Raw genomic sequence first — 25,038 nt, 5'->3', positions numbered from 1 at the left:
CTCAACGTTTGGTAAAAGCCAGGGTCACTTCACCCAAGCGCACACCGAACTTGGACATGGTGGCTTTGTTGAGCATGACCTTGTCGCTCATCAGGTACATCCAGTCGTCAAACTGCACCTCATACACCTTGCCGTCCACTGGCAGACTCAGGGTGTATGTCCAGTAAAACGCATTGCCACGGGTCTGACCCGAGGCCTCGCCCACCACGTCGTCGGCGCGTCCGGTGTAGCGGCCATCGCTGTGTTTGGTAAGTCGCCAAACGCGCCGTTGGGTGCTACCGTCAGAGTACACAAAGCGCTCGTCAAGCACGCCCTCAGCGCCGCTCCAGCTGCACTCCATCACCACAGTAAAGCGTTTGACTACCGCTCCCGAACGGTCAGTGAAAATGCCGTAGGCGTCCAGCGTGCCGTTGAAGTACTGCTGCAGGTCCAGCAGTGGTTTTTCGCTGGCATAAGCCTCAATTTTTTGGGAGGCACAGCCGCCCAATGAGAGGGCGGCAGTCGCCGCAGCGGCGGTCAGTAACAGGCGTCGTTTCATGGTGTCTTTCGCAGGATGAGGGTGTACAGAAGTGTTGCGGCCAGCAGCTTGAGTGCGCAAGGCAAAACGCAATAGGCCAGGGTGAGGGTTTGAAGTGCTTGCGGGTCTTGGGCACCCGGGGTGTAGCCGAGTAAACCTAGAACGGGCAAGGCTACGCCCGCGGCCAGCGCGAGGTTGAGCTTGGTGGCAAAGTTCCACCAGCCGAAGTAGGCACCTTCGGCACGCCCACGGTCCCCGTTAGTCTGGATGGCGCCTGCCAGCAGTGCACTCGGCAGCGCCAGGTCGGTGCCCAGCGCCAAACCCGAAAGCATGCAGACCAGCAAAAAGCCCGTGGTGTCGCCGGCCCCTAATTGCGCCGCAAAAATGAAAACCGCCACCGCCAACAGCATGCCTGCGCCCCAGGACCTAGCCAACCCGATGCGCCGCACCAGCCAAAGCCAACCCGGAATTCCGGCGGCAGCACATAGAAAGTAGCTGCCAAGAAACAGAGGTTGCGCGGATTCCGGCGCCTGCAAGCGGTCTTGCACAAAAAACAAGATCAAGGTGGCAGGTACCGCACTGGCAATGCCGTTGACCACAAACACCGCCAGCAACGCACGAAAGTTGGCATACCGAAATGGCTGCCACAGCGACCCATTGGTGCCGCTATTGGCGTGGTTCTGGCCGTCGTCACCTGCGGGCGAGGCCGCCTTGTCGTGCGGGTTGGCGTCCGACGCAGCGGGACTAAGCTGGGCGAACGAAGGACCTGATCCGCCGATAAACAGATGGGGCCTGCGCGCCTGGCTCCAGGCCCACCAGCCCAGGGCCAAGGCCACTACAAACAAGCCCGTAGTGGCGCCCAGCCCCAGCGCCACCGGCGCCACCGAAGCCAGGATCACGCCCAGCAACCCCAGCCCCTCGCGCCAAGCCACGACGCGCCCACGCTGGGCCTCATCCCCGCCGAGCATGGCGCCCCACGACTGGTGCAGGATGCTTAGCAAGCTGAATGCAACATAGGTCACCAGTAAGCTGGCCGACATCCACATCAGTAGCGGCCCTATGCTTTGTACGGGTGGAAAAAACAACATCGCAAATCCAGTGGCCAGAACCACCGCCGCGCCCGCACCCCAGGCCAGCACCACACGCACCGAGCCGCGGTAGAGCCGGTCGCTCAGGCGCCCTAGCAAGGGGTCCACCAGGGCGTCAAACAAGCGCGCAGCCAACAGCACCGCGCCCAAAGTGGCCAAAGGAATGCCGTACGCACGAGCGTAGTGGTTGGGCAGCACCACGTAAAGCGGCAGCGCGACAAAGGCCAGCGGGAAACCGAGCAATCCGTAGCGCCACCCATCACGCCACCCAAAGGTAGCTTGCGGGGTGGCCTGGTCGCCGGGCGACGGTAGCGCCGATTCGACAAGTGCGTCAGTGGGGTGGTTCACGCAAATTGCGCCCAGCGGCGTGTCATGGTGCGGCGCGTGCGAGCAATGCACTGCGCATTGCGGGCTCGCTGGTCGACTCGGAGAGCCAGATTCCGAAGAAGTAGCCTGCAAATTCCGGGTCCGCCACCGTGGCGCGCAGCTGGCCATTGACCCAAAACTGGGCTCCAACGCCTGGTGTGTGTATGCCGACGATGCGGTCACCATCGACGACGTCTGGGAACGCCTCTTGCATGCGCGCGAGCCAGCGTGAGGCTTGCTCGGCGCCGATGCTGCCTACGCGGCGCATCTCGGTGAGTGAACGTTCTGCAATCGCGGCACCCTTGAGTTGGCGCAAGTAGCGCAATTCGATTGCGAACGCATGCTGCGCGTATGCGGAAGCCCGAAAACTCGGCGCTACCCACAGGTTGGCGTCATACACAGACAGCCCAAAAAATCGTAGCCGGGCTGACCCGCTCCACTGAGCTTCTCGCAAAGTCGCAGCCACTTCGGGTGGCGGTGCAGTCTGGGCCAGTGCGGCACCATGGTGCCGCATGCATAAGCCGGGCGTTACCAGAACGACGGCGGCGCGAAGTACGGCTCGGCGAGATGGCCGGATCACAGGGGCGGGCGTGGTTTGCATGGCGGGTTGGGGTGGAGCGCACATCGCAGAGGATCACAACACAAAGCGCGTGCTGCATCAGTGCGGTTGCACTATTTGTGCCGCGTCGGCCGGTTTGCGCAGGGTGTACTGCAGCACATCGATGCTGCCTTCGTCAAACGCCGACTCGCAGTAGGCTAGGTAGAACTCCCAAATGCGGATGAAGCGCTCATCAAACCCAAGTGACAAGACGGCGTCACGCTGCGCCAGAAAGGTCTCGCGCCAGCGGCGCAGTGTTTCGGCGTAGTCCTTGCCGAACGCAAATGCGTCTATCACCTCCAGACCAGCGGCCTTCGCTTGCACATTGAACTCGCGGGCGCTGGGTAAGCAGCCACCGGGAAAGATGTACTGCTGGATGAAGTCAGTCGAGCGGATATAGCGGTCAAAGAGCGCGTCGTCGATCACGATGCTTTGGATGCAGGCAAGCCCACCGGGTTTGAGTTTGCTTGCAATGGTTTGGAAGTAGGTGGGCCAGAACTGGCGGCCTACGGCTTCAATCATTTCAATGGAGCAAATCGCATCAAACGGCGCATCTCCAATGTCTCGGTAATCCTGCAGCCGCAGATCGGCACGGTCTGCTACCCCAAGGCGCTGCATCCGGCTTTGGGCGAAGGCCAGCTGCTCGGTGCTCAACGTCACACCGGTGATGTGGGCGCCGTAGTCGGTGCTCGCCATCTCCGCCAGGGCGCCCCAGCCGCATCCGATTTCCAAGATGCGCGCGCCAGGCTGCAGCTGCACTTGTTCCAGGGCGCGGCGCACCTTGGCGTTCTGAGCTTGGGCCAGTGGCTGCGACAGATCGCCATCGAATAGTGCCGACGAGTAGTTCATGGTGCCGTCAAGCCACAGTTGGTAAAACGCATTACCTAGGTCGTAGTGCGCGTGGATGTTTTTCTGGCTGTTGGCGCGGGTGTTGCGGTGGGTCCAGTGCTTGATGCGGTAAAAGAGTTGACCCAGCCATGAGCCAAACACGATGCTGTCAATCGCATTGCGGTTCTTGAGCATGACCCGTAGCAGCTCCGGCAGGTTGGGCGTGCTCCAGTCCCCGGCAATATAGGTTTCGGCGAAGCCGATGTCACCGGACTTGAGCGCTGCAGAGCATACGTTCCAGTTGTGCAAGGACAAACTGGCGTGCGGCATCGACTCGCCGCCAAAGCGCCGCATCGCCCCATCCGGCATTTGCACCGTTAGGCTGCCGTGGCGCAGGCCTTGCAAGAGCTTGAAGACAGTGCGGGCAGCGCCCGGTGCGCCTTCTGGCAAGGCAAACGCATCCGTGCGGCTGCCGCTCATCGTGTTTGGGTTCATTCGAGTCTCTTAAGAATCTATCGGGTGGTAAAGCTCGTAGGCGGTACCGGTTTGCGAAAGAAGGGCGCGCGTTTGAGCAAGAGTTTGACAGCCTGCCAATGGATGCGTGCGACCACACCCAAGGTCATCGCGGGATAGGCCCACAGCGCCTTGCGCACAGCGCGGGCGTCCAGTGGCACCAGCGTCCCGCTCACACTGGTTTGCAGCAGCGGTCCTTGCGCGTCGTCGTAGTCAACGCGTGCCACGGTGCGGCCCATGCCAGGCGTGACCATAAAGCGAAAACGGTAGCCACCTTCAACTGAACAGAACGGCGATACATGGAACGCCTTGGTCGCGCACAACTCGGCGCCCAAGCGTGGCGCATCGAGCAGGTAGCAATGCCGCTCGCCAAAGGTGTTGTTCACCTCGACCACGATCGCGCGCAGGCTGCCGTCTTGGCGGTGGCAGTACCAAAAGCTCACTGGCTTGAAGGTGAACCCCAGCACCCGGGGATAGCAGTGCAGCCACACCTCGCCATCGGCGCCGTCGATGCCCTCGCAGGCCAGGAGCGCATCCAACCAGGCCAGAGCCCCGCCTTGCTCCGGGCCGCGTCCATCGCCGTGGTCGGCATCAAAAAAACTCAGAGCAGCAGTACGGTTGAATGCGAGCGCGCCTGGGCCATGGCGTCGCAGGCTGCGCATCGGAAGCATCAGGAAATAGGTGCCGTACACAAAGGCGTTGCGCACCGGCTTGAGCCGCGAATGACGAACTTCACCAAAACCCAGCAAAGCCTGGTTGTGCGGTGGTGGCGCGCAGTCGTCGCGGGCAAAGGATGCGGATACGCCAGGCGCGCTTGGAGCTGCGCTCGGTGTCGCGTTTGCCGCGCGTGGGCTCATGCGCCCGCTCCGCCCATGCTCTGGGTAATGCGACGGGCCACGTCCAGGCCGGACTTGAGACCATCCTCGTGGAAACCATAACCGGTCCACGCGCCACAAAAATAGGTGTGCTGCTGCCCTTGCAGTGGCGCAAGCTGGATTTGTGCTGCGATGGCCGCCTGGTCAAACACGGGGTGGGCGTACTCAAACTTGCCATGCACATGCTCTGGCGCGATCGGCGACACCGGGTTGAGCGAGACCACCACACTTTGCGAAAAGGGCAGCGGCTGCAGCAAGTTGAGCAGGTAATGCAAGCAGACGCGGGCCTCGGTAGAAGCACCGGCGTCGCGCTGGTAGTTCCATGCAGCCCAAGCCAGGCGCTTCTGGGGCAGCACCGAGGTGTCGGTGTGCAGCACCGCCACGTTGGGTTGGTAGCGGATGGCGCCCAGTACCGCGCGCTCTGCTGCGCTGGGGTTGTGGAGCAGCGCCAGCGATTGGTCGGAATGGCAGGCCAGCACCGCTTTGTCAAAGCGCTCGGTTTGCCCGCCTGCTGTGAGCCAAACACCATCGGCATCGCGCACGACGTGTTGCACGGGGGTGTTCAGTCGCTTGTCGGCAATGCGCTCGATGATCTTGCCCACGTAGTGGCGCGCGCCGCCGCGCACCGTCCACCACTGTGGCCGGTTGCTGACCTGGATGAGGCCGTGGTTGTGGCAAAACCGCACCATCGTGGCCACGGGGAATCTCAACATTTGGTCGGTTGGGCAGCTCCAGATGCAGCCCAGCATGGGCAAAAAATACCAGTCTCTGAACTCTGTCGAAAACGCATGCTGGTCCAGAAATGCTGAGAGCGACTGGTTCAGTTCGCTCTCGGCGTTGCGCACGGCGATGTCGGTGGCCAGCCGGTTGAAACGCAGCACATCGCGCAGCATGCGAAGAAAACGAGGGTTGAAGGCGTTGCTGCGTTGGGCAAACACGGTGTTGAGCGAGGAGCCGCTCCACTCCAGTGCGGCGCCAGACTTCACGCCGGGCACCTGCACCGAAAACGACATGTCGGACTTGGCGGTCTCCACGCCCAGCTCGGCAAACAAGGCAATCAAGTTGGGGTAAGTGCGCTCGTTGAACACCAAGAAACCGGTGTCCACCCCATGGGTGACGAGGCCGCCGTCGGTCGGCAGGGTGATGTCCACTGTATGGGTGTGGCCGCCAAAATAGCTCCCGGCTTCAAACAGGCTCAGTTCGGCTTGGCCGTGCAAGCGGTGGGCAACTGCGAGTCCGGAAATGCCCGACCCAACGATGGCGATTTTCATGCGAAACAAACTTCTTGGTAATTTTGCGACTGGACGGTAATTTAACGCATTTATGAGTCATTTCCACGCCGTGTTCGCTGGCGCTCGCATTCCATGCTTGCACAGGGGTCATCGCAGTGACACTGCCTCTCGGGAAAGCCGGACTAAAATCGCCCCGCATCGAAAGGCTCGCATGCTCTACCCCGAACTATTCAAGCAACTGGAATCGGTCCGTTGGGATATGGAAAATGATATCCCGTGGGCCAGTTTTGAGGCCAAGCATCTTTCAGATGAGCAGGCGACCACCATCAAAATGAATGCCATCACTGAGTGGGCGGCCCTGCCCGCCACAGAGATGTTTTTGCGGGACAACCGAGGCGATAGCGATTTTTCCGCCTTCATGTCCATTTGGTTTTTTGAAGAGCAAAAGCACTCCCTTGTGTTGATGGAATACCTGCGGCGCTTTCGGCCCGACTTGGTGCCCACCGAAGAAGAGTTGCATAACGTCCGCTTCGAGTTCGACCCAGCGCCTGCGCTGGAAACCCTGATGCTGCACTTTTGTGGCGAGATTCGCTTGAACCACTGGTACCGCCGAGCCAGCGAATGGCACACCGAGCCGGTCATCAAGGCCATTTACGGCCGCTTGAGCCAAGACGAAGCCCGCCATGGCGGCGCCTACCTGAAGTACATGAAGCGTGCCATCCAGACCTGCGGCATTGAGGCCAAGAGCGCCTTTGCCAAAGTGGGTGTTTTGATGGCCAGCGCCCGGCGCACCGCCCAGGCCTTGCACCCCACCAATTTGCATGTCAATAAGGCGCTGTTTCCGCGCGACACGGTACAGAGCCGCCTGCCCAACCCCGAGTGGCTGGAGCATTGGTTGGACAAGCAAATCGACTTTGACGCCACCTGGGAGACCAAGGTGGTGGACCGCATTCTGCACAACATGAGCTTGCTCTTGGAGCGTAGCTTTGGCACGGTGCAAGAGCTCAACAAATACCGCAAAGAACTGGCCCGCGAGATGGGCTTGGCGCCCGACGTACCCGCCCTAGCCAAGCCGGTCTGAGGCTTGCGGGAGGGTGAGCGGTAGCAGCCGCTCCAGCGGCAATTGCACCTTCACTTGACGGCGCGGGATGCTAGCCATGATGCGGAACTCCGCTTGCCGGGTGTCGCGCATCGCGGGCTCGGCGATTGGCAAGCCACTGCGGTTGACGACGGCCGCCACCCGTGGCGTGGCGGTGTTGGTGCTTCGCCGCACGACCACGGCCAACTCATGGTTGGCCAGTTTGACAAACGAGCCCGGGGGGTAGATACCAATTGCCTTAATCAGGGCTGCGCCAGCTTCATCGACTTGGTTGCTTTCATCAAAGTAGCAGGCCTGGATAGCCACCGCTGGGGCAAGTGGACTGCGTGATGCGCGCGGGGCAAGTTTTGCGGCCAGCATATCGGCACGGTGGATCAGCCGCGCAAGACGCTGTGCAGGTGGTTTGGCGCGCAGCAGCCCCGGGGATCGGGCGTGGTGGTCACGCACGGCACCTAGCCAGGTGGAATCGTTCACGCCCAAGCGGGTGAGCGTCGCCTCGGAACTGGCGGCATGGGCATGGATGCTGTCGCGCTGCTCGTCGCTGGGCGCGTGCCATTGGTTTGCCAATTGGTCCTGCAAGTCGGTCATTGAGACGTTCATGGTCAGGGCGGCCTTGCGCAACAGGTCTTCCACCGGCGCGGGCCACCCCAGCACCTCGCGCGAAGCCAAACCACACATCACGCTCACCAGCATGCCGTGCGTGGCGCTGTACATCCGTGTGTCGGCCGAACTCAGCTGCACCAAAGCCAGCAGCGCACCATCCGGGTTGCGCCGCAGCTGCTGGCCAATCGCTTCATGCAGATGCGCGAGCCGCTCAGAAAAGCTGGCAGCCTGGGTTTCGCGCAGCAGCAAGCTGGCTTGGACTTGAAGGTCGTACCAGTCTGCATCCGGTGTATCAACTGTTTGGCGAGCTAGCAGGCTTTCTGGACGCAACTTCGCTTCTGCAATTTCTCCTAGGGGAGCGTCCTCCAGCAACATGGCCTGGAGTTGCTCCAGGTAGGCACGTTGCAAGGCCTCAGCGTCCACCCCGTCAATGAAAAGTCCACCGTCGCGCTCGGCATACTCCTGCAGTACCTCCCGCGATTCCACGACAAAGGACTTGCGCGCCAACAAGACCCCCGATTTGTCCACCAAATGGAAGGGCAGCGGGCGGCCTAGTCGGATGGAGTCGATGTCGACAGGGATCAAATTCATAGAGTGCCGAAGATTATGCCCCTGCTAGCATCCCAACTATGTCCGAGTACACCCTGCCCCCCGCGTTCCTCAACAAACTCTGCGAGCGTGATGCGCTGGGGCCGACGTTAGCCCGTCTGCCGCGCCCTTGGGTGTTTACCAATGGTGTGTTCGATGTGCTGCACCGCGGCCATGTGGTGTATTTGGCGCAGGCCAGCGCCCTGGGTGCCAGCCTGATCGTGGCGCTCAACACCGACGCCTCGGTGCGCCGACTGGGTAAGGGTGACGATCGCCCGCTCAATCGCGAAGCCGATCGCGCCATCGTCATGGCGTCGCAAGGATCGGTGCATCTGGTCACCTGGTTTGACGAGGACACACCGCTGCAGATCATTGGTGAAATTCGCCCCGACATCTTGGTCAAAGGCGGCGACTACGACATGGCCAAGTTGCCCGAGACGGCGTTGGTAGAAGGCTGGGGTGGGCGTGCTTTGGCGCTGCCCTTTGTACAGGGCTACTCCACCACCGCGCTGGTGCAAAAAATCCGGTCGAACTGACGGCTAGGCTGTCGGCGAGCCTACCCAAAAACGTGGTCCCAAAGTGCCAGCCCGGCCGAGCGTTCGACGGAAACCTGGGCGAGTTCGACTTGCGTGGGCTCTTCGTTGAGTCGGGCGCGGTGCTGTATTTGCCGCAGCGAACGGTAAGCATGGGCGGCATGCTCACCGAGGGGCGCAGGCAGCAGGCCGCAGGCTTGGGCGCGCAACAACAGCGCAATATTGCCCACATTTGCCAGCAGTTCCGGGTGGTGCGCTCCTTGTGATAGCACCAAAAACTGCACTGCGAATTCGACATCGACCATGCCACCGGGGCTGTGCTTTACATCGAAGGCCGCGCCAGTGCCGCCAGCCGTGGTTGGATGCGCGCTGCGAACCTTGGCGCGCATGTCGACGATCTCTGTGCGCAGGCTGGCACGTTCGCGCTCGGTACTGATAACCGCGTTTCGCACCGACTCAAACCGCGACTGAAGCGCCGCGTCGCCCAGCACGCAGCGGGCGCGTGTCATCGCCTGGTGCTCCCAGGTCCACGCGGTGTTGCTGCCGCGCTGTTGCTGGTAGTTGGCGTACGAGGCAAAGCTGGTAACCAGCAGGCCAGAGTTGCCATTTGGCCGCAGCGCGGTGTCGATTTCGTAGAGGTCACCCTCGCCAGTTTTGACCGTCAGCCAGTTGATGAGTTTGCGCACCAGGGCGGCGTAGACCTCGCCGGCGCGCTCATCTTCGTCGTCGTATACAAACACGATATCGAGGTCGCTGCCATAGCCAAGCTCTTTCCCGCCAAGCTTTCCGTAGGCAATGATGCCGAAGCGGTGGTCGGGGCGATGCCGGTTCTTGAGGCGCTCCCAGCACCAGCGCGCGGTGGTACGCAAAATGCACTCGGCCAGCGCGCTGAGGTCGTCAGCGACTTGCTCAACACTGAGATTTCCCTCGACGTCGCGCGCCAGGGTGCGAAACACCTCGGCGTGGTGGGCCCTGCGAAGCAGGTTCAAAAGCGACTCGTCGTCGTCTTCAGCGCTGCCTTGCAGCGCTTTGCGCCTGCTCTCCAGCTCGGCCTCGAATTCAGCGGCCACGAATCGCTCTTTGAGCATGGTTCCGCCGGCCAGTTCGTCGATCACGCCGGGGTACTTCAGCAGGTAGCGTGCCGGCCAGCGTGCAGTGCCAAGGATGCGCAGCAAGCGCTCGTGCACATTGGGGCGCTCAAGTAGCAAGGCGAGGTAACTCTCGCGACGCAAAAGCGGCTCGATCCAGTCGGCCAGTCGCACCGCCGCATCTTCGCTTACTTGACCTTGCGCGACCCATTGGGCGGTGCGCAGAACCAAACGACCCAGGCGCGCGCGCGATTCTTCACGCAGTGCCAACACCCGCGGGTGCGCGGCCCAATCAGCCAGCCGTTCGCGAAACTTGCCCTGTGTATGCGCCAGCAGCACACCAAAGTCGGTTGCCTCGCCGGCGCTTGACTTGCTGGCGCAGCCCTTGCAGTCGTTGCCGGCGCCACCGAGCAGTGCGTCAAACTCGTGTGCAACCCGTTCGCGGTGGGCATCGAGTTCGCCCAGAAAACTCGGCGCGTCTTGGCAGCCCATGCTGGCTGCAATCCAGGCGACATCAGCGTCCACCGTGGGCAGCACATGGGTTTGCTGGTCGTCCAGGTATTGGATGCGGTGCTCCACCCGGCGCAAGAAGTCGTAGGCCTGCGCCAGGTCGTTGGCGGTGGCCTGTGGCATTAGGCCGGCCTTGCTGATGCGCTGCAAGGCGCTCAGAGTTGGGCGGGTGCGCAGCTCGGGAAACTGACCGCCGCGCACCACTTGGAGTAGCTGTACCGTGAACTCGATCTCACGGATGCCGCCACGCGAGAGCTTGACGTCGTTGCCCCGCTCTGGGTGGCCGGCACTGCGCTTGGCTGCGTGGTCGCGAATCTGCCGGTGCAAGCCGCGCAGCGCATCGAATACGTTGTAGTCCAGGTATTTGCGAAATACGAACGGAACCACCGCGCTACGCAGCCCTTGCGCGCAGGCGCTGCGCACGGCACAGGACGGCGCCACCACGCGGCTTTTGAGCCAGGCAAAGCGTTCCCACTCGCGCCCTTGCACCTGAAAGTACTCGTCCAGCGCAGCCAGCGACACCGCACTGGGCCCTGAGTTTCCATTGGGTCGCAAAGCAAGGTCGACACGAAAAACGAATCCATGTTCGGTGGTGTCACCCACTAAGGTGTAGATGGCGCGTACTTGCTTGCCAAAGTACTCGTGGTTGGAGATCTTGTTGCGCTGCTGCGCATTGCCGGCGGTCTCACCGTCATGGTCATAGACATAAATCAGGTCGATGTCACTGGAAACATTGAGTTCGCGCGCACCGAGTTTGCCCATGCCCACAATGCACAGCTGGGCTCGCTCACCAGAGGGACCCAAGGGCGCGCCGTGCAGCGCGTCGAGCGTGCGACTACTCTCCTCGAAGGCCACATCCAGGGTCAGCTCGGCCAGCGTGGTCATGGTCAGCGTCACATCTTCCAGGCCGACTTGCGCGTCGCAATCGAGCACCACCAAGCGCTCCAGCACCAGCTGGCGAAGGATGCGCAGTGCTGCGCCGGTGTCTTCGCCTTCCTGTGCAAAGCGTCTGAGCAAGGCCTGCATTGCGGCCCGGTTTGGCACACCCGCAGCCAGCCAGTCCAAGTGCGGGCCATAACGCCTGCGTACGCGCTGCGCAAAGCGGGACCCGTCTGAGCCACCATGGATCACGCGAGGGTCAAGTGGCCCGGTCATAATTCCTTGCATATTGAACACTGCACGATGACTGATGTGATTTCCAAACCTTCGCTGCCGTTGCGGTTCGCGGCGACCTCGGTGCGGTGGATCTTGTGGCTTCTCGCTTCAGCTTGGATCACGGTGGCAGTGGTCTGGAGCGGCTTGCACTTTTGGATTGTGCCGCGAATCGGCGAATTTCGCCCGTGGATAGAGCAGCAAGCCAGTGCCACTTTGGGCGTGACGGTGCGCATTGGTTCCATCACAGCGCAGTCCAATGGGCTGATTCCCTCGGTTGCCTTGCGCGACGTGCGCTTGGTTGACCCAGCCGGCCGCGAGGCGCTGCATCTGTCGTCCGTGATCGCAGCGTTGTCGCCAAGGTCGGTGCTGTCCATGGGGTTTGAGCAACTCTACGTCGAGCGACCTGTGCTGGACGTTCGCAGGACCGTTGACGGGCGGCTGTGGGTTGCTGGGTTCTTGGTACCGCAAGACCAGACCGGGAGCTCGGCTGCGATGGACTGGCTTTTTTCGCAACCCGAGCTTGCGCTGCAGCATGGCACTGTGCGCTGGACCGACGAACTTCAGAACTTGGCGGCCGTGCAACTCGACGACGTGAACGTGGTTTTGCGCAACCGGAATCTGCGCCATGCGCTGCGAGTTGACGCCAATCCGCCCGCTAGTTGGGGCGCGCGCTTGACGGTCATGGGGGAGTTTCGCCAACCGTTGTGGTCGTTACAGGATGGGAATTGGCGCGAATGGAGTGGGCAGTTGTATGCCGATGCGAGCGCGCTCGATCTTGCCGAGCTGCAGAGATCGCTGGGCCTTGGCATCCACCTCTCAAGTGGCCGGGGTGCATTGCGAGCTTGGGTGCGGGTCGACCGTGCGCAGCCGGTGGATGCGACGCTGGATGTGGCCCTTTCGGATGTGTCGGTGCGGGTACGGCCCAACTTGGATGCATTGGACTTCGTCCAGATGGCTGGACGCCTGGGCGCAGTCCGTCTTGCCGATGGGGTTGAGTACTTCACACAGGGCCTGGCCTTCGCAACCCGTGACGGCCTGAACTGGCCTGGTGGCAATGTCCGTGTGCAGATGCGTGAGGCCACGGGGTCGGCGGGCGGTGCGGTGCCCAGCTCGCCTGCTGGTGGCACCCTCAAGGCCGACCGCTTGGATTTGGTCGCACTGCGCGAAATTGCCAACCGGCTGGCGCTCGATGCCTCTGTGCGCGCGCAACTGGCAGCACTGGCGCCGGGCGGATTGGTGGAGACGATCGAGGCAAGTTGGCAAGGCACTGGCGGCTGGCCGCAACGGTTTTCTGCCAAAGGGCGGGTGGGCCAGCTCAGCCTGCGGGCCTCGCCCCAAAACGGTGCTTACACCCCGGGGTTTCGTGGGGCCGATATTGACTTTGACCTGAACCAAGACCGCGGCAGCGCCCGCGTCGCTCTGCGCAATGGCGCACTCGATTGGCCCGGAGTCTTCGCCAGCCCAGGCTTGGCGTTGGACCAAGTGACGGCCAGCGTGGCGTGGCGCCAGGACGCGGGCCGTTGGGTTGTCGATGTCGCAGGGTTGCAGTTTGCAAACGCAGACGTCCAAGGCGAGGCGCAGGCCAAGTGGACCGGCGCACCCAAGGCAGCAGGCGTCGCACGGAGGTCGTCGGACCAAGACCTAATCAACGGTGCCGGCATCCTGGATTTGCAGGGCAGCCTGGTTCGGCTCGATTCTGTGGCCCTGCCCAAGTACCTGCCCCTGACCATGCAGGTGCAGGCGCGCGAGTATCTGCAAGCTGCACTGTTGGGCGGGACCGCATCGAATGTGCGCTTCAGGCTGCGCGGTGACCTCGACAGCTTCCCGTTCGAGAACCCAAGCCAAGGTGAGTTCCGGATCACCGCCAACCTGCAAAACATGCAGTACGCCTACGCACCAGCGCGCGTCCTGCCCAAAGAGAGCCGACCGTGGCCGGCGTTGTCGCAGGCTTCGGCGGTCTTGGAGCTAGAGCACGATACGCTGACCATCAAGGGACTGCGCGCTAACCTTGCGGGCAGCCCGGGATTGCAAGTGACCCGGGGCGAAGTGACCCTCACCAATCTGTACAGCGACACGGTGGTCGCCGTCAATGCGGAAGCCCGAGGGCCGCTGCAAGAGGCGCTGGGGTTTGTCAACAACTCGCCCATTGGCCAGTGGATCGGTAGCGCTTTGGCAACCACGGTGGGCAGTGGCACCGCCGACTACCGATTCAAGCTGAACCTGCCCCTGGACGACCTTGATCAGGCGACTGTTCAAGGCACTGTCGCTCTGGCGGGCAACGATGTGCAGATCGCGCCGGAGTACCCGCGGTTGCAACGCGCCCGCGGAGTGATTGCTTTCAATGAGCACGGCTTTTCGGTGGCATCAGCCCAAGCCCGTGCACTGGGTGGCGACGTGCGCATCGAAGGGGGCTTGGGCGCGCTGCCCCAACGGTCTGCTGTGATGCCCACCCTGCGTATCTCTGGCGTCGCCACGGCGGAGGGTTTGCGTCAGACGACAGCGGGTGAACCTTTGGAGCGCCTGGGCCAGTTTGCGACCGGCTCTGCAGCGTACAACCTTACCCTTGGCTTGCGGTCAGGTGTGCCCGAGGTGCGATTAACCAGTTCGTTGCAGGGCATGGGATTGGCACTGCCCGAGCCACTGGCCAAAGAGGCCAGCACAGCCTTGCCCTTGATTCTGGAATCTTCTGTCGTGGCGGGTACGCAGCCAAGCTCTGGCCGGGTGCAGGAACGCTGGCAGCTGGGCTTGGGAGGCCTCGCCAACGTGGGTTATGTGCGCGAACTTGCAGGTGCGCAAAGCAGGGTGCTGCGCGGTGCCATCGCCATTGGGCTTGCGGCCGACGAGTCGGCGCCCTTGCCTGAGGAGGGTGTGGCCGCCAATCTCAGCATGCCACGGCTTGATGTGGACGCCTGGATGGGCGTGTTGTCCCAGCTCTCCGGGGGGGCTGGTAAGGGTGGCACCAGTGCCGAGTTACAAGCCTATTTGCCCACTACGATGGCAGTGCGCGCCAACACGCTGGTGCTCTATGGGCGCACCCTCAACAATGTGGTGGTGGGGGGTGGGCGAGAAGGCTTGTTGTGGCGCGCCAATATCGATGCCAAAGAGCTCAATGGCTATGTGGAGTACCGACAACCTTCTGGCCCCTCCCAGGGGCGTTTGTATGCGCGTTTGGCACGTATGGTCATCAACCCGGCGGCGGCACAGGATGTGGAGAACCTGCTGGACCAGCAACCCGCCAGCATTCCGGCGCTGGACATTGTGGTTGAGGACTTTGAATTGCGGGGCAAGAAGCTGGGCCGCATCGATGTGCAAGCCACCAACATAGGTACCGGCAACGCCCGTGACCCCAGCCGGGAGTGGCGTCTCAACCGCTTCAATATCAGCACACCAGAGGCCACATTCACAGCGAATGGAAACTGGGCCAATGTGAACCCACAGTCTGCGTTGTTGCCATCTCAAAGCGGACGCGAGCGCCGACGAACTGCGCTGAACTTCACCCTCGATATTGTCGACAGTGGCAGCCTACTGGCTAGGTTCGGTATGCCCGACGTGGTTGCCAAGGGCAAAGGCAAGATCGATGGACAGATTGGTTGGCAGGGTTCACCGCTCACGCTGGACCTTCCCAGTCTCGCTGGGGGATTCAACGTGAGCATTGAGAACGGCCAATTTCTTAAGGCAGATCCGGGCATTGCCAAATTGTTGGGTGTATTGAGCTTGCAGTCGTTGCCACGGCGCCTGACCTTGGACTTCCGTGATGTGTTCTCGGAAGGTTTTTCGTTTGACTTTGTGCGTGGCGACGTAGTGGTTGCGCAGGGCACTGCTCGCACCAACAACTTGCAGATGAAGGGTGTGAATGCGGCGGTGCTGATGGAGGGTCAGGCCGACACCGTCAAGGAAACGCAGCAGATCAAGGTGGTTGTCGTACCGGAAATCAACGCCGGAAGTGCCTCGCTGCTGGCTTCCACGATCAACCCCTTGGTGGGCCTGACGACCTTCTTGGCACAACTGGTGCTGCGTCGTCCGCTCATCGAGGCCAACACCCTAGAGTTCCAGATTGACGGCACCTGGCTTGAACCCCGTGTGACAAAAGTCGAACGCAAATCCGCCGCACCCCCGGCACCCCCTCAAGGAAGCTTCCCATGAAAGCCGCCGCACTGCAAATGGTCTCTACTGGCGTGGTTGCCGACAACTTGGCGCAGTCCCACGGGCTGATCGCACAGGCGGCAACCCAGGGCGCTGAGCTGGTGGTGCTGCCCGAGTACTTTTGCATGATCGGCCACAGCGATGCCGACAAGTTGGCCATTCAGGAGCCCTTTGGCGCGGGGCCCATACAGCAGTTTTTGGCCGATGCGGCACGCAAACATCGTGTTTGGCTGGTGGCTGGCACCCTGCCATTGAGCGGCGCCACAGCGCAGCGGGTGTTCAACAGCACCTTGGTATACAACCCGCAGGGTGCGTGTGTGGCGCGCTACGACAAGATGCACTTGTTTCGGTTCGACAATGGGCGCGAGTGTTACGACGAATCGCGCGTTCTGGACCCTGGTGCTGCGCCCACCCAGTTTGCGCTGCCTTCGCGCGATGGCCATACCTGGCAGCTGGGCTTGAGCGTCTGCTACGACCTGCGTTTTCCTGAGTTTTACAGGGCATATGCCGCTCTTGGTGCGGACCTGCTCTTGGTTCCTTCTGCGTTCACGTACACCACCGGCCAAGCGCATTGGGAGGTGTTGCTGCGCGCCCGGGCAATCGAAAACCTTGCATTTGTTCTGGCCGCTGCACAAGGCGGTGTACACCCCAGTGGCAGACAGACCTGGGGCCAGTCGATGTTGGTCAGTCCGTGGGGAGAGGTGCTCGCCAGCCAGGATCAGGGCCCGGGCGTGGTTTTGGCGGAGCTCGATGCCGCAGATGTTGCGCAGCGGCGTAGCCAGCTTCCTGCGCTGTCCCATCGGCTGCTATGAGCGCTTGTCCTCGTCTACGTGGGTCGGGTTGTCTTCCTGATGGATCGGCGGTTCGCCTTTATTGCGGCCCGAGAACATGGTCCACCAAATAATGAAGATGAAGATCAACCCGGCACCCAGGGCCTCAAGCAGCAGCAGTGTCATTCGGGGGTGTTTGCGTTGGTGGAAACTGGTCGCGATTGTAGGAACGCTGGTGGGCTGCGCCAGCGTGACCGCAGATACCCCCACGCCGAGCGACCCCGTGACTGCGGCCCCGGCGGACAGCCGCATGCAGGCCAAGAGCCGTTGGGTCGCGGTGGACTGGGACGATCTGCCCGGTTTCACCCAAGACAACTTGTTTGAGGCCTGGAACGCTTGGCTCAAGAGCTGCGAACGTCCTCGCGAGCCGTGGATTGCGTTGTGTGGTGATGTGCGCCGCCTGAGCATCGCCACCGACCAGGCGCAACGCGACTGGATGCGCCTGCAGCTTCAACCCTACCGGGTTGAGGGTCTGCAAGGCGCTAGCAGTGGCCTTCTTACTGGCTATTACGAGCCGCAACTGCAAGCCAGCCGCATTGCCACGCCCCAGTTCCAAGTGCCGCTGTACCAGACGCCACTGAACTGGGTTGCAGGCCAAGCTTGGTATACCCGCAACGAGATCGACACCTTGCCCCAGGCACAAGCGGCGCTGCAAGGCCGCGCAATCGCCTACCTGGCCAACCCGGTGGATGCGTTGGTGCTGCAGATCCAGGGCTCGGGGCGGCTGCATCTCACCGAGCCCGATGGCTCTGTACGTTTGGTGCGGCTGGCCTACGCGGGCACCAACGACCAGCCCTACCGCAGCGTGGGTCGCTGGTTGCTGGACCAGGGCTTAATCAGGGACGCGTCTTGGCCCGGCATCAAGGCCTGGCTGGCCACCAACCCGCAACGAGAGCAGGAGCTTTTGTGGAGTAATCCACGGGTGGTCTTTTTTAAGGAAGAGGCCATGACCGACTTTGACGCCGAGTTTGGTCCCAAGGGGGCCCAAGGTGTGGCGCTCACACCAGGGCGCTCCATCGCAGTCGACCCCGGCAGCATCCCTTACGGAACCCCAGTCTGGCTGACCACTGCCGGTCCCCAGCTTACGGTGCAGCGCCTAGTGCTGGCGCAAGACACAGGCAGCGCCATTGTTGGAGCGGTGCGAGCTGACTATTTCGCCGGCTGGGACGGCGCGGCGGCCGATTTGGCTGGCCGTTTGCGCCAGCCTTTGCAGATGTGGGTGCTGTGGCCCAAGTAGGTCAGATCACGTTACTATGCCGAACCATATCAATTGACCGGGAACATCGCCATGCGCAACACATCCGCAATGCGTGAGATCGACGAACGCACCAATCTGACGGCCAACAGCATGTTTGAACTGCTGCTGTTTCGGCTCGGCGAAGCCAACGGATCGCAAAAGCGTGAAATCTTTGGCATCAACGTCTTTAAAGTGCGCGAAATCATGGTGATGCCGGAAATCACCGCCATGGTCAACGCGCCGCCATCCGTCATGGGAGTCGCCAACATCCGCGGCCAGATGATTCCGGTGGTCAATTTGCCCTTGATCACCGGCTGCAATCCAACCAAGGGGCTGGGCATACTGCTGGTCACCGAGTTTGCTCGCACCACCCAGGCCTTTGCTGTCGAAGAGGTCAACGAAATCGTGCGACTGGAATGGAAGCAGGTCCTCTCCGCCGAAGGCACCGGTGGCGGTTTGGTGACTAGCATCGCCCGCCTGGATGAGAACGCCGAAACCACCCGCTTGGCCCAGGTGCTTGACGTCGAGCAAATCCTGCGAGATGTGTTCCCTGACCAGCACCGCGCGGTCAAGGAAGACACCGTGATGCCGCAGGCGACCATCCCGCCGGGTTCGGTGGTGCTGGCAGCAGACGACTCAGCGGTGGCACGCATGATGATTGAGCAAGGCCTCAAGGCCATGAATATCAACTTTGTCATGACCAAGAGTGGCAAGGAAGCATGGGAGCGGCTGCAGGCTATGCACAGCGAAGCGACCCAGTTAGGCAAGAGCATCAAGGACAAAGTGGCCCTGGTGCTGACCGACCTGGAGATGCCCGAAATGGACGGCTTCACGCTGACCCGCAATATCAAGCAAGACCCACGTTTTGCGGGGTTGCCGGTGATCATTCATTCGTCCTTGACCGGCACCACGAACGAGAGCCATGTCAAGAGCGTGGGCGCGGACGCCTACGTTGCCAAGTTTGTGGCCGAAGAGCTGGGCGAGACGATCAAGCAAGTCCTCACACGTATCAAGTAGCGTCAAGGCGCAACGGCTGGCCATGGCAGTCCGCAGCCATGCGGCTATCTGCCTGATTACACTGTGGCGTGCGCCACTCCCACCCGGAGTCGGCGGCACTGCGTTCTGCCCACAAGGCAGCCAACCCACCACAGGAGACTTCTGACCATGAACGCCCCCTTGCCAGCGCGCGCGCTGGAATCTGTCAGCCTCGACGACAAGTATTCCCTGGACCATGGCTACGCCTTCATGAGCGGCGTGCAGGCCCTGGTCAAACTCCCCATGCTGCAGCGTGTGCGCGACATGCGGCAGGGCAAGAACACCGCTGGGTTCATCAGCGGCTACCGCGGTTCACCTTTAGGCGGCTACGATCAGGCACTGGCCAAGGCAGACAAGTACCTCAAGGCGCACCATGTGGTGTTCCAACCCGGTGTGAACGAGGAGTTGGCCGCCACCGCCCTTTGGGGCACACAACAACTGGGCTTTGCCCCGCCGGGCAGCAACAAGTACGACGGCGTATTTGGCATCTGGTACGGCAAGGGGCCGGGCGTGGACCGCTGCTCCGACGTTTTCAAGCACGCCAATATGGCCGGCACCACGCCCTGGGGCGGCGTGATTGCGGTGGCCGGCGACGACCACATCTCCAAAAGCTCTACCGCAGCGCATCAGAGCGACCACATCTTCAAGGCCTGCGGCACGCCGGTGTTTTTTCCGGCCAATGTGCAGGAGATTCTCGATTTAGGTATCCACGCCTTCGCCTTGAGCCGCTTCGCCGGCGTGTGGGCGGGCATGAAAACGATCCAAGAAATTGTCGAGTCCAGCGCCACCGCCTTGATTGACCCCGACCGTGTACAGATCAAGATTCCTACCGACTTCGCCCTGCCCCCCGGTGGCTTGCACATCCGCTGGCCCGATGCCGCGCTGGAGCAAGAGGCCCGGCTGTTTGACTACAAGTGGTACGCGGCGCTGGCCTATGTGCGCGCCAACCGCTTGAACTACAACGCCATCGAAGGCGACCACGGCGGACGGGGCGACCGCTTTGGCATCATGGCCAGCGGCAAGGCCTACAACGACACCCGCCAGGCGCTGTTGGACTTGGGGCTGGACGATGCCACGTGTCGGCGCATTGGAATCCGCTTGCACAAGGTGGGCGTGGTGTGGCCCTTGGAGGCCCAACTCACCCGCGAATTCGCCACCGGCCTGCAAGAGATTTTGGTGGTCGAAGAAAAGCGCCAAGTCATTGAATACCAGCTCAAGGAAGAGCTGTACAACTGGCGCGCTGACGTGCGCCCCACGGTGCTGGGTAAGTTCAACGAGGTGGAAACCGCCGACCATTTCGGTGCGGGCGGCGAGTGGTCCATGCCCAACCCTACGGCCAACACTCTCTTGCGCGCCAACGCCGATTTGTCGCCGGCCCTGATTGCCCGCGCCATCGCCCAGCGCATCAAAAAGCTGGGGCTCGACAGCGACACCGCCGCCCGGGTGGATGCGCAACTTGCTATTTTGGAGGCCAAGGAGCGCTCCATGCAGGCCATCACGCTGTCAGGCCCCAAGGCGGTGGAGCGCCAACCCTGGTTTTGCTCGGGCTGCCCGCACAACACCTCCACCAAGGTGCCTGAGGGTTCCCGCGCCATGGCAGGCATTGGCTGCCATTTCATGACGATCTGGATGGACCGTGCCACCGTGGGTTTTACCCAGATGGGCGGCGAAGGCGTGCCCTGGGTGGGGCAGCAGCCCTTCAGTCACGACCAGCACATGTTTGCCAACCTGGGCGATGGCACCTACTTTCACAGCGGCCTGTTGGCGGTGCGCCAGTCGATTGCGGCAGGCGTCAACATCACCTACAAAATTTTGTACAACGACGCGGTCGCCATGACTGGCGGTCAGCAAGTCGGGGAACGCCCGGAAGGCCACAGCGTGGTGCAGATTGCGCAAAGCATGCGTGCCGAAGGCGCGGCGCGGATCACGGTGGTCACCGACGAGCCCGAGAAATACGCAGGTGTGCGCGGCTTGCCCGAAGGCATCGCCATTGAGCACCGAGATGCGCTCGATGGGATTCAGCGCACCTTTCGTGAGATCAAGGGCACCACCGTCATCATTTATGACCAGACCTGCGCCACCGAAAAGCGCCGCCGCCGCAAGCGCGGCACCTTGGTTGATCCGGCCAAGCGCGTGCTCATCAACGACTTGGTGTGCGAGGGGTGTGGCGACTGCAGCGTGCAAAGCAATTGCGTGAGCGTGGAGCCGCTGGAGACCGAGTTCGGCCGCAAACGGCAGATCAACCAAAGCACTTGCAACAAAGACTTTTCCTGCGTCCAAGGTTTCTGCCCCAGCTTTGTCACCATTGAAGGCGGCACCTTGCGCAAGCACCAGACCGGCGCAACTGCAGGAGCGCTCCCCCGTGCCCTTGCCGGCGCGGCTTCCTCCCCTACCGCTAGCTCACCTGCAGGTCAAGATGTAAGCACCCATGGGTGGCCGAGTCTGCCCAGCCCAGTCATCGCTGACCTGAGCGCAGCGCCGGGAGGCGTGTGGGGCACCATCGTGGCCGGTGTGGGCGGCACCGGCGTCATCACCATCGGTCAATTGCTGGGCGTGGCCGCGCACCTAGAGGGCAAAGGCATCGTCACCCAAGACGCTGGCGGCCTGGCCCAAAAAGGCGGCGCCACCTGGAGCCATGTTCTGATCGCACAGCACCAGGACGCCATCCGTACTACCCGCGTGGGCATGGCCTCGGCCGACTTGGTGCTGGGCTGCGACCCGGTGGTGGTGGCAGGCACCGAGACCTTGCTGCGCATGCGCGCCGGACGTACCCACGTGGCCCTCAACGCCAATACCGTTCCCACCGCCGCCTTTGTCAAAAACCCAGACTGGGTCAACCCGGGCGAACGCTGCGCCACTGACATTGCGCGTGCCGTTGGCACCGAGTATGTCGCCGCGTTTGACGCCGATGCTGTGGCGACCCAGTTGCTGGGTGACAGTATTTTCACCAACCCCATGATGCTGGGTTTTGCGTGGCAAAAGGGCTGGGTTCCACTGGGTTTGGCATCCTTGTTGCGGGCCATCGAACTCAATGCGGTGGCGGTGGAGCGCAACAAGGCAGCGTTTGAGTGGGGCCGGCGCGCAGCAGTGGACTGGCCGGCGGTTCAGCGTGCACTTGCGCCCGCCCAGGTGGTGCAGTTCGCGCCGCGCAGTCACTCCACACTGGAACAGATGGTGGCGCAGCGCGTCGAGTTTTTGACGGCTTATCAAAATGCGGCGTATGCGCAAAGCTACCGGGAGTTTGTCGAACAAGTGCACAACGCTGAAGCGGCCTTGGGCGACTGCGCAGCCGCGCAACCCCTGTCGCGGGCGGTGGCACGCTACCTGTTCAAGCTCATGGCCTACAAGGACGAGTACGAGGTGGCTCGGCTGCACACCGACGCCGCCTTCGTGAACAAGATCAACGCTCTTTTCGAGGGCGATTTCAAAGTTCGCCACCACCTGGCACCACCCTTGCTGGCACGCAAGAGTAGCGCAGGCGAGCTGCAAAAGTCCAGCTACGGTCCGTGGGTGCGCAGCGCGTTTGCGCTGCTGGTACCTCTGAAGGTGCTGCGTGGCACAGCCTTCGATGTGTTTGGCTACAGCGAGGAGCGGCGTAGCGAGCGGGCATTGATCGCCCAGTACCGCCAGGACATTGCGTCGCTGCTGCCCACCTTGCATGCCTCCCGGTTGGACGCCGCGGTGGCGTTTGCCAGCGTGCCGGAGCAGATCAGGGGTTATGGTCATGTCAAGGCACGGCATCTGGCGGCGGCGCGAACCCAGTGGGACCTGCTGCTTGCGCGCTACCACCAGACCGTTGCTGCGCAACCCTCGCTCGCCTAGGGCTACGTGCCCAGCCGGGTTTTGGTAGCGGTGGCCGCATACAATGCGCGGCTGACCACGTCCCTGCAGGGCACGCGACCTCGCGCGCTATGCAGGGGCCTACAGGTCCGAAATCCCCCCTTTTTTGTGGAGTAGTTCTGTGTTTATTTCCTCTGCCTTTGCCCAAACTGCGCCGGCCGCCTCGGGCGGTGATTTCCAGTCTTCGCTCCTGAGCATGCTGCCTTTGGTGCTGATGTTTGTGGTGCTGTGGTTCGTGATGATCCGCCCGCAAATGAAGAAGCAAAAAGAGCACAAGGCCATGATTGACGCGATCGCCAAGGGTGATGAGGTAGTCACTGCGGGTGGCGTGCTGGGCAAGATTTCCAAGATCAGCGATGGCTTTGTCGGCCTCGAAGTGGCCAGCGGTGTCGAAGTCCAGATCCAGCGCAGCGCCATCGTGCAAGTGCTGCCCAAGGGTTCAATCAAGTAAACCGGCTGCGGCGACCACATGAACCGTTACCCGCTTTGGAAGTACGCGATTCTGTTGGTCGCGCTGGTTGTATCTGGGCTGTACGCGCTGCCCAACCTGTTTGGTGAATCGCCCGCGGTGCAAGTGTCTGTGGCCAAGGCCACTCTGCGGCTCGACGAGGCCACCCGCGGCCGGGTGGAAGCGGCGCTCAAGTCGGCAGGCCTCGCCTCCGACGCCGTGGTGCTTGAAGGCAACTCCGTCAAAGCCCGCTTTGCTGACACCGACACCCAGCTCAAGGCCAAAGACGCAATCCAGCGCGCGCTCAATCCTGACCTGGCCGACCCATCCTATGTGGTGGCCTTGAATCTGTTGTCCCGTTCGCCCGCTTGGTTGACCGCCCTGCATGCCTCGCCCATGTACTTAGGGTTGGACCTGCGCGGTGGTGTGCATTTCATGTTGCAGGTGGACATGCAAGCGGCGTTGACCAAGCGCGCCGAGTCCCTGGCCGGCGACATACGCATCGCATTGCGGGAAAAAAACATACGACACAGTGGTATCAACCGCAACGGCCAGACCATCGAGGTCCGCTTCCGCGATGAGCCCACGTTGCAAGCGGCCGAGCGATTAGTTCAAGATCAGTTCGCGGACCTGAGTACGGTGGCGTCGCGTGACGGCGCCGACTTCAAAATGGTGGCAAGCATCCAACCGGCGGCAGCGCGCACCGTGCAAGACCAGGCGCTCAAACAAAACATCACCACCTTGCACAACCGCATCAACGAGTTGGGTGTGGCCGAGCCGGTGATTCAGCAGCAGGGGCTGGACCGCATCGTGGTGCAACTGCCTGGTGTGCAAGACACCGCCAAGGCCAAAGACATTCTCGGGCGCACGGCCACCCTGGAAATCCGCATGGTCGATGACAGCGCCGACGCCCGCGCCGCCGAGGTCGGCACCGCCGCCGTGCCCTTTGGCTCGGAGCGTTTTCTGGAGCGCAACGGTCAGGCGGTGATTGTGAAAAAGCAGGTGCTGCTGACCGGCGAGAACCTGACCGATGCCCAGCCCGGTTTTGATAGCCAGACCCAAGAGCCGGCCGTGCATTTGACGCTGGACGCCAAGGGCGCCCGTATCTTCCGCGACGTGACCCGCGAGAGCATCGGCAAGCGCATGGCCATCGTGCTGTTTGAAAAGGGCAAAGGCGAGGTGGTCACCGCACCGGTCATTCGCTCCGAGATCGGCGGCGGTCGGGTGCAAATTTCAGGAAGCATGACCACCACCGAGGCCGCTGACACCGCGCTGCTGCTGCGCGCTGGCTCGTTGGCGGCGCCGATGGAAATCATTGAAGAGCGCACCATTGGTCCTTCCTTGGGTGCGGAGAACATTGCCAAGGGTTTCAACAGCGTCACATGGGGCTTTGTTGGTGTGGCGGTGTTCATGTGCGTTTACTACATGCTGTTTGGCGTGATTTCCAGCGTCGCTCTGGCCTTCAACTTGCTGTTGCTGGTTTCGGTGCTGTCCATGCTGCAAGCCACGTTGACACTGCCCGGTATGGCTGCCATGGCCTTGGTGTTGGGTATGGCCATTGATGCCAACGTGCTGATCAATGAACGGGTGCGCGAGGAGTTGCGCAACGGCGCCTCCCCGCAAGCCGCCATCCATGCGGGTTACGACCGGGCTTGGGCCACCATCATCGATTCCAACGTCACCACCCTGATCGCCGGTCTTGCGCTGCTGGCCTTTGGCTCGGGTCCGGTGCGCGGCTTTGCTGTGGTGCACTGCCTGGGCATTTTGACCAGCATGTTCTCTGGCGTGTTCTTCTCCCGTGGCGTCGTCAACCTGTGGTACGGTCGCCAGAAGAAACTCAAGAGCGTCTCCATTGGTACCGTTTGGCGGCCTGAATCAGGCAGCTCAGCCACACCGAACGCATAGGGAACAT

General features: G+C 62.0%; 18 protein-coding genes. 9 read left to right on the top strand and 9 right to left on the bottom strand.

The window, feature by feature from the left end; all coding sequences use genetic code 11:
- Nucleotide 1: 1 nt before the first annotated feature.
- The 6 genes from ACILRC_RS06720 to ACILRC_RS06695 form a co-directional block, all read right to left on the bottom strand.
- Nucleotides 2-538: a DUF3833 domain-containing protein gene (locus tag ACILRC_RS06720; protein ID WP_395668586.1), complete on the bottom strand. Its 537-nt coding sequence runs from the start codon at nucleotides 536-538 to the stop codon at nucleotides 2-4.
- Entirely contained in the window at nucleotides 535-1,953 is a 1,419-nt protein-coding gene (locus tag ACILRC_RS06715) for an MFS transporter (protein ID WP_395668585.1), read from the bottom strand. The genes ACILRC_RS06720 and ACILRC_RS06715 overlap by 4 nt, the downstream gene beginning before the upstream one ends.
- Before the next feature lie 22 nt (nucleotides 1,954-1,975).
- Nucleotides 1,976-2,485, bottom strand: a complete 510-nt coding sequence (locus ACILRC_RS06710; protein ID WP_395668664.1) for a chalcone isomerase family protein — start codon at nucleotides 2,483-2,485, stop codon at nucleotides 1,976-1,978.
- Nucleotides 2,486-2,629: 144 nt separating this feature from the next.
- Nucleotides 2,630-3,892: a class I SAM-dependent methyltransferase gene (locus tag ACILRC_RS06705; RefSeq protein WP_395668584.1), complete on the bottom strand. Its 1,263-nt coding sequence runs from the start codon at nucleotides 3,890-3,892 to the stop codon at nucleotides 2,630-2,632.
- A gap of 17 nt (nucleotides 3,893-3,909) precedes the next feature.
- Nucleotides 3,910-4,767 carry a DUF1365 domain-containing protein gene (locus ACILRC_RS06700; RefSeq protein ID WP_395668583.1) on the bottom strand — a complete coding sequence of 286 codons (858 nt, stop codon included), beginning with the start codon at nucleotides 4,765-4,767 and terminating at the stop codon, nucleotides 3,910-3,912.
- Nucleotides 4,764-6,056 (bottom strand): NAD(P)/FAD-dependent oxidoreductase, encoded by a 1,293-nt coding sequence (locus ACILRC_RS06695; RefSeq protein ID WP_395668582.1) that lies wholly within the window; start codon nucleotides 6,054-6,056, stop codon nucleotides 4,764-4,766. The genes ACILRC_RS06700 and ACILRC_RS06695 overlap by 4 nt, the downstream gene beginning before the upstream one ends.
- A 172-nt stretch (nucleotides 6,057-6,228) precedes the next feature.
- On the opposite strand from ACILRC_RS06695, the gene ACILRC_RS06690 reads away from it, so the two are divergent.
- The gene (locus ACILRC_RS06690) at nucleotides 6,229-7,098 is read left to right on the top strand and encodes a ferritin-like domain-containing protein (RefSeq protein ID WP_395668581.1); all 870 of its coding nucleotides are present in this window, start codon (nucleotides 6,229-6,231) and stop codon (nucleotides 7,096-7,098) included.
- Here ACILRC_RS06690 and ACILRC_RS06685 read toward each other — a convergent pair.
- Complete coding sequence (locus ACILRC_RS06685) at nucleotides 7,081-8,310, bottom strand: HD-GYP domain-containing protein (RefSeq protein ID WP_395668580.1); 1,230 nt, start codon at nucleotides 8,308-8,310, stop codon at nucleotides 7,081-7,083. The two genes, ACILRC_RS06690 and ACILRC_RS06685, sit on opposite strands and share 18 nt — an antisense overlap.
- Nucleotides 8,311-8,348: 38 nt before the next feature.
- Here ACILRC_RS06685 and ACILRC_RS06680 point away from each other — a divergent pair, with 38 nt between their 5' ends.
- A complete protein-coding gene (locus ACILRC_RS06680; RefSeq protein ID WP_395668579.1) occupies nucleotides 8,349-8,843 on the top strand; it encodes an adenylyltransferase/cytidyltransferase family protein in 495 nt (164 codons plus the stop codon).
- A 20-nt stretch (nucleotides 8,844-8,863) separates the two neighbouring features.
- Here ACILRC_RS06680 and glnE read toward each other — a convergent pair whose 3' ends face one another.
- On the bottom strand, nucleotides 8,864-11,593 hold the full coding sequence (glnE, locus tag ACILRC_RS06675; protein ID WP_395668578.1) for a bifunctional [glutamate--ammonia ligase]-adenylyl-L-tyrosine phosphorylase/[glutamate--ammonia-ligase] adenylyltransferase: 2,730 nt from the start codon (nucleotides 11,591-11,593) through the stop codon (nucleotides 8,864-8,866).
- 27 nt (nucleotides 11,594-11,620) lie between these two features.
- On the opposite strand from glnE, the gene ACILRC_RS06670 reads away from it, so the two are divergent.
- On the top strand, nucleotides 11,621-15,736 hold the full coding sequence (locus tag ACILRC_RS06670; protein WP_395668577.1) for a YhdP family protein: 4,116 nt from the start codon (nucleotides 11,621-11,623) through the stop codon (nucleotides 15,734-15,736).
- Nucleotides 15,733-16,548, top strand: a complete 816-nt coding sequence (locus ACILRC_RS06665) for a carbon-nitrogen hydrolase family protein (RefSeq protein WP_395668576.1) — start codon at nucleotides 15,733-15,735, stop codon at nucleotides 16,546-16,548. Before ACILRC_RS06670 ends, ACILRC_RS06665 begins: the two co-directional genes overlap by 4 nt.
- Here the strand turns inward: ACILRC_RS06665 and ACILRC_RS06660 are convergent.
- Entirely contained in the window at nucleotides 16,543-16,692 is a 150-nt protein-coding gene (locus ACILRC_RS06660; RefSeq protein ID WP_395668575.1) for a hypothetical protein, read from the bottom strand. The genes ACILRC_RS06665 and ACILRC_RS06660 overlap by 6 nt on opposite strands.
- Here ACILRC_RS06660 and ACILRC_RS06655 point away from each other — a divergent pair.
- The 5 genes from ACILRC_RS06655 to secD all read left to right on the top strand — a co-directional run bounded on the left by ACILRC_RS06655 (nucleotide 16,625) and on the right by secD (nucleotide 25,031).
- The gene (locus ACILRC_RS06655) at nucleotides 16,625-17,803 is read left to right on the top strand and encodes a murein transglycosylase A (protein ID WP_395668574.1); all 1,179 of its coding nucleotides are present in this window, start codon (nucleotides 16,625-16,627) and stop codon (nucleotides 17,801-17,803) included. The two genes, ACILRC_RS06660 and ACILRC_RS06655, sit on opposite strands and share 68 nt — an antisense overlap.
- A gap of 51 nt (nucleotides 17,804-17,854) precedes the next feature.
- Nucleotides 17,855-18,820, top strand: a complete 966-nt coding sequence (locus ACILRC_RS06650; protein ID WP_395668573.1) for a chemotaxis protein — start codon at nucleotides 17,855-17,857, stop codon at nucleotides 18,818-18,820.
- Between the two features lie 147 nt (nucleotides 18,821-18,967).
- The gene (locus ACILRC_RS06645) at nucleotides 18,968-22,660 is read left to right on the top strand and encodes an indolepyruvate ferredoxin oxidoreductase family protein (RefSeq protein ID WP_395668572.1); all 3,693 of its coding nucleotides are present in this window, start codon (nucleotides 18,968-18,970) and stop codon (nucleotides 22,658-22,660) included.
- Between the two features lie 139 nt (nucleotides 22,661-22,799).
- Entirely contained in the window at nucleotides 22,800-23,129 is a 330-nt protein-coding gene (gene yajC, locus ACILRC_RS06640; protein ID WP_395668571.1) for a preprotein translocase subunit YajC, read from the top strand.
- Nucleotides 23,130-23,147: 18 nt separating this feature from the next.
- Nucleotides 23,148-25,031, top strand: coding sequence for a protein translocase subunit SecD (gene secD, locus ACILRC_RS06635; RefSeq protein ID WP_395668570.1), 1,884 nt, complete (start codon nucleotides 23,148-23,150; stop codon nucleotides 25,029-25,031).
- Nucleotides 25,032-25,038 lie beyond the last annotated feature (7 nt).

Origin of the sequence: Rhodoferax sp. (assembly GCF_044236835.1) — a bacterium.
Lineage (GTDB): Bacteria > Pseudomonadota > Gammaproteobacteria > Burkholderiales > Burkholderiaceae_C > Allorhodoferax.
This window is presented reverse-complemented; position numbering and strand designations above follow the sequence as displayed.

Excerpts from the sequence above, each read along its gene's own strand:
- ACILRC_RS06660 (WP_395668575.1), bottom strand. The coding sequence starts at position 16,692 with ATGACACTGCTGCTGCTTGAGGCCCTGGGTGCCGGGTTGATCTTCATC.
- ACILRC_RS06680 (WP_395668579.1), top strand. The coding sequence starts at position 8,349 with ATGTCCGAGTACACCCTGCCCCCCGCGTTCCTCAACAAACTCTGCGAG.
- secD (WP_395668570.1), top strand. The coding sequence starts at position 23,148 with ATGAACCGTTACCCGCTTTGGAAGTACGCGATTCTGTTGGTCGCGCTG.
- ACILRC_RS06650 (WP_395668573.1), top strand. The coding sequence starts at position 17,855 with ATGCGCAACACATCCGCAATGCGTGAGATCGACGAACGCACCAATCTG.
- ACILRC_RS06685 (WP_395668580.1), bottom strand. The coding sequence starts at position 8,310 with ATGAATTTGATCCCTGTCGACATCGACTCCATCCGACTAGGCCGCCCG.
- ACILRC_RS06700 (WP_395668583.1), bottom strand. The coding sequence starts at position 4,767 with ATGAGCCCACGCGCGGCAAACGCGACACCGAGCGCAGCTCCAAGCGCG.
- ACILRC_RS06655 (WP_395668574.1), top strand. The coding sequence starts at position 16,625 with ATGGTCCACCAAATAATGAAGATGAAGATCAACCCGGCACCCAGGGCC.
- ACILRC_RS06690 (WP_395668581.1), top strand. The coding sequence starts at position 6,229 with ATGCTCTACCCCGAACTATTCAAGCAACTGGAATCGGTCCGTTGGGAT.
- ACILRC_RS06645 (WP_395668572.1), top strand. The coding sequence starts at position 18,968 with ATGAACGCCCCCTTGCCAGCGCGCGCGCTGGAATCTGTCAGCCTCGAC.
- glnE (WP_395668578.1), bottom strand. The coding sequence starts at position 11,593 with ATGACCGGGCCACTTGACCCTCGCGTGATCCATGGTGGCTCAGACGGG.
- ACILRC_RS06720 (WP_395668586.1), bottom strand. The coding sequence starts at position 538 with ATGAAACGACGCCTGTTACTGACCGCCGCTGCGGCGACTGCCGCCCTC.
- ACILRC_RS06705 (WP_395668584.1), bottom strand. The coding sequence starts at position 3,892 with ATGAACCCAAACACGATGAGCGGCAGCCGCACGGATGCGTTTGCCTTG.
- ACILRC_RS06695 (WP_395668582.1), bottom strand. The coding sequence starts at position 6,056 with ATGAAAATCGCCATCGTTGGGTCGGGCATTTCCGGACTCGCAGTTGCC.
- ACILRC_RS06710 (WP_395668664.1), bottom strand. The coding sequence starts at position 2,485 with ATGCGGCACCATGGTGCCGCACTGGCCCAGACTGCACCGCCACCCGAA.
- ACILRC_RS06665 (WP_395668576.1), top strand. The coding sequence starts at position 15,733 with ATGAAAGCCGCCGCACTGCAAATGGTCTCTACTGGCGTGGTTGCCGAC.
- ACILRC_RS06670 (WP_395668577.1), top strand. The coding sequence starts at position 11,621 with ATGACTGATGTGATTTCCAAACCTTCGCTGCCGTTGCGGTTCGCGGCG.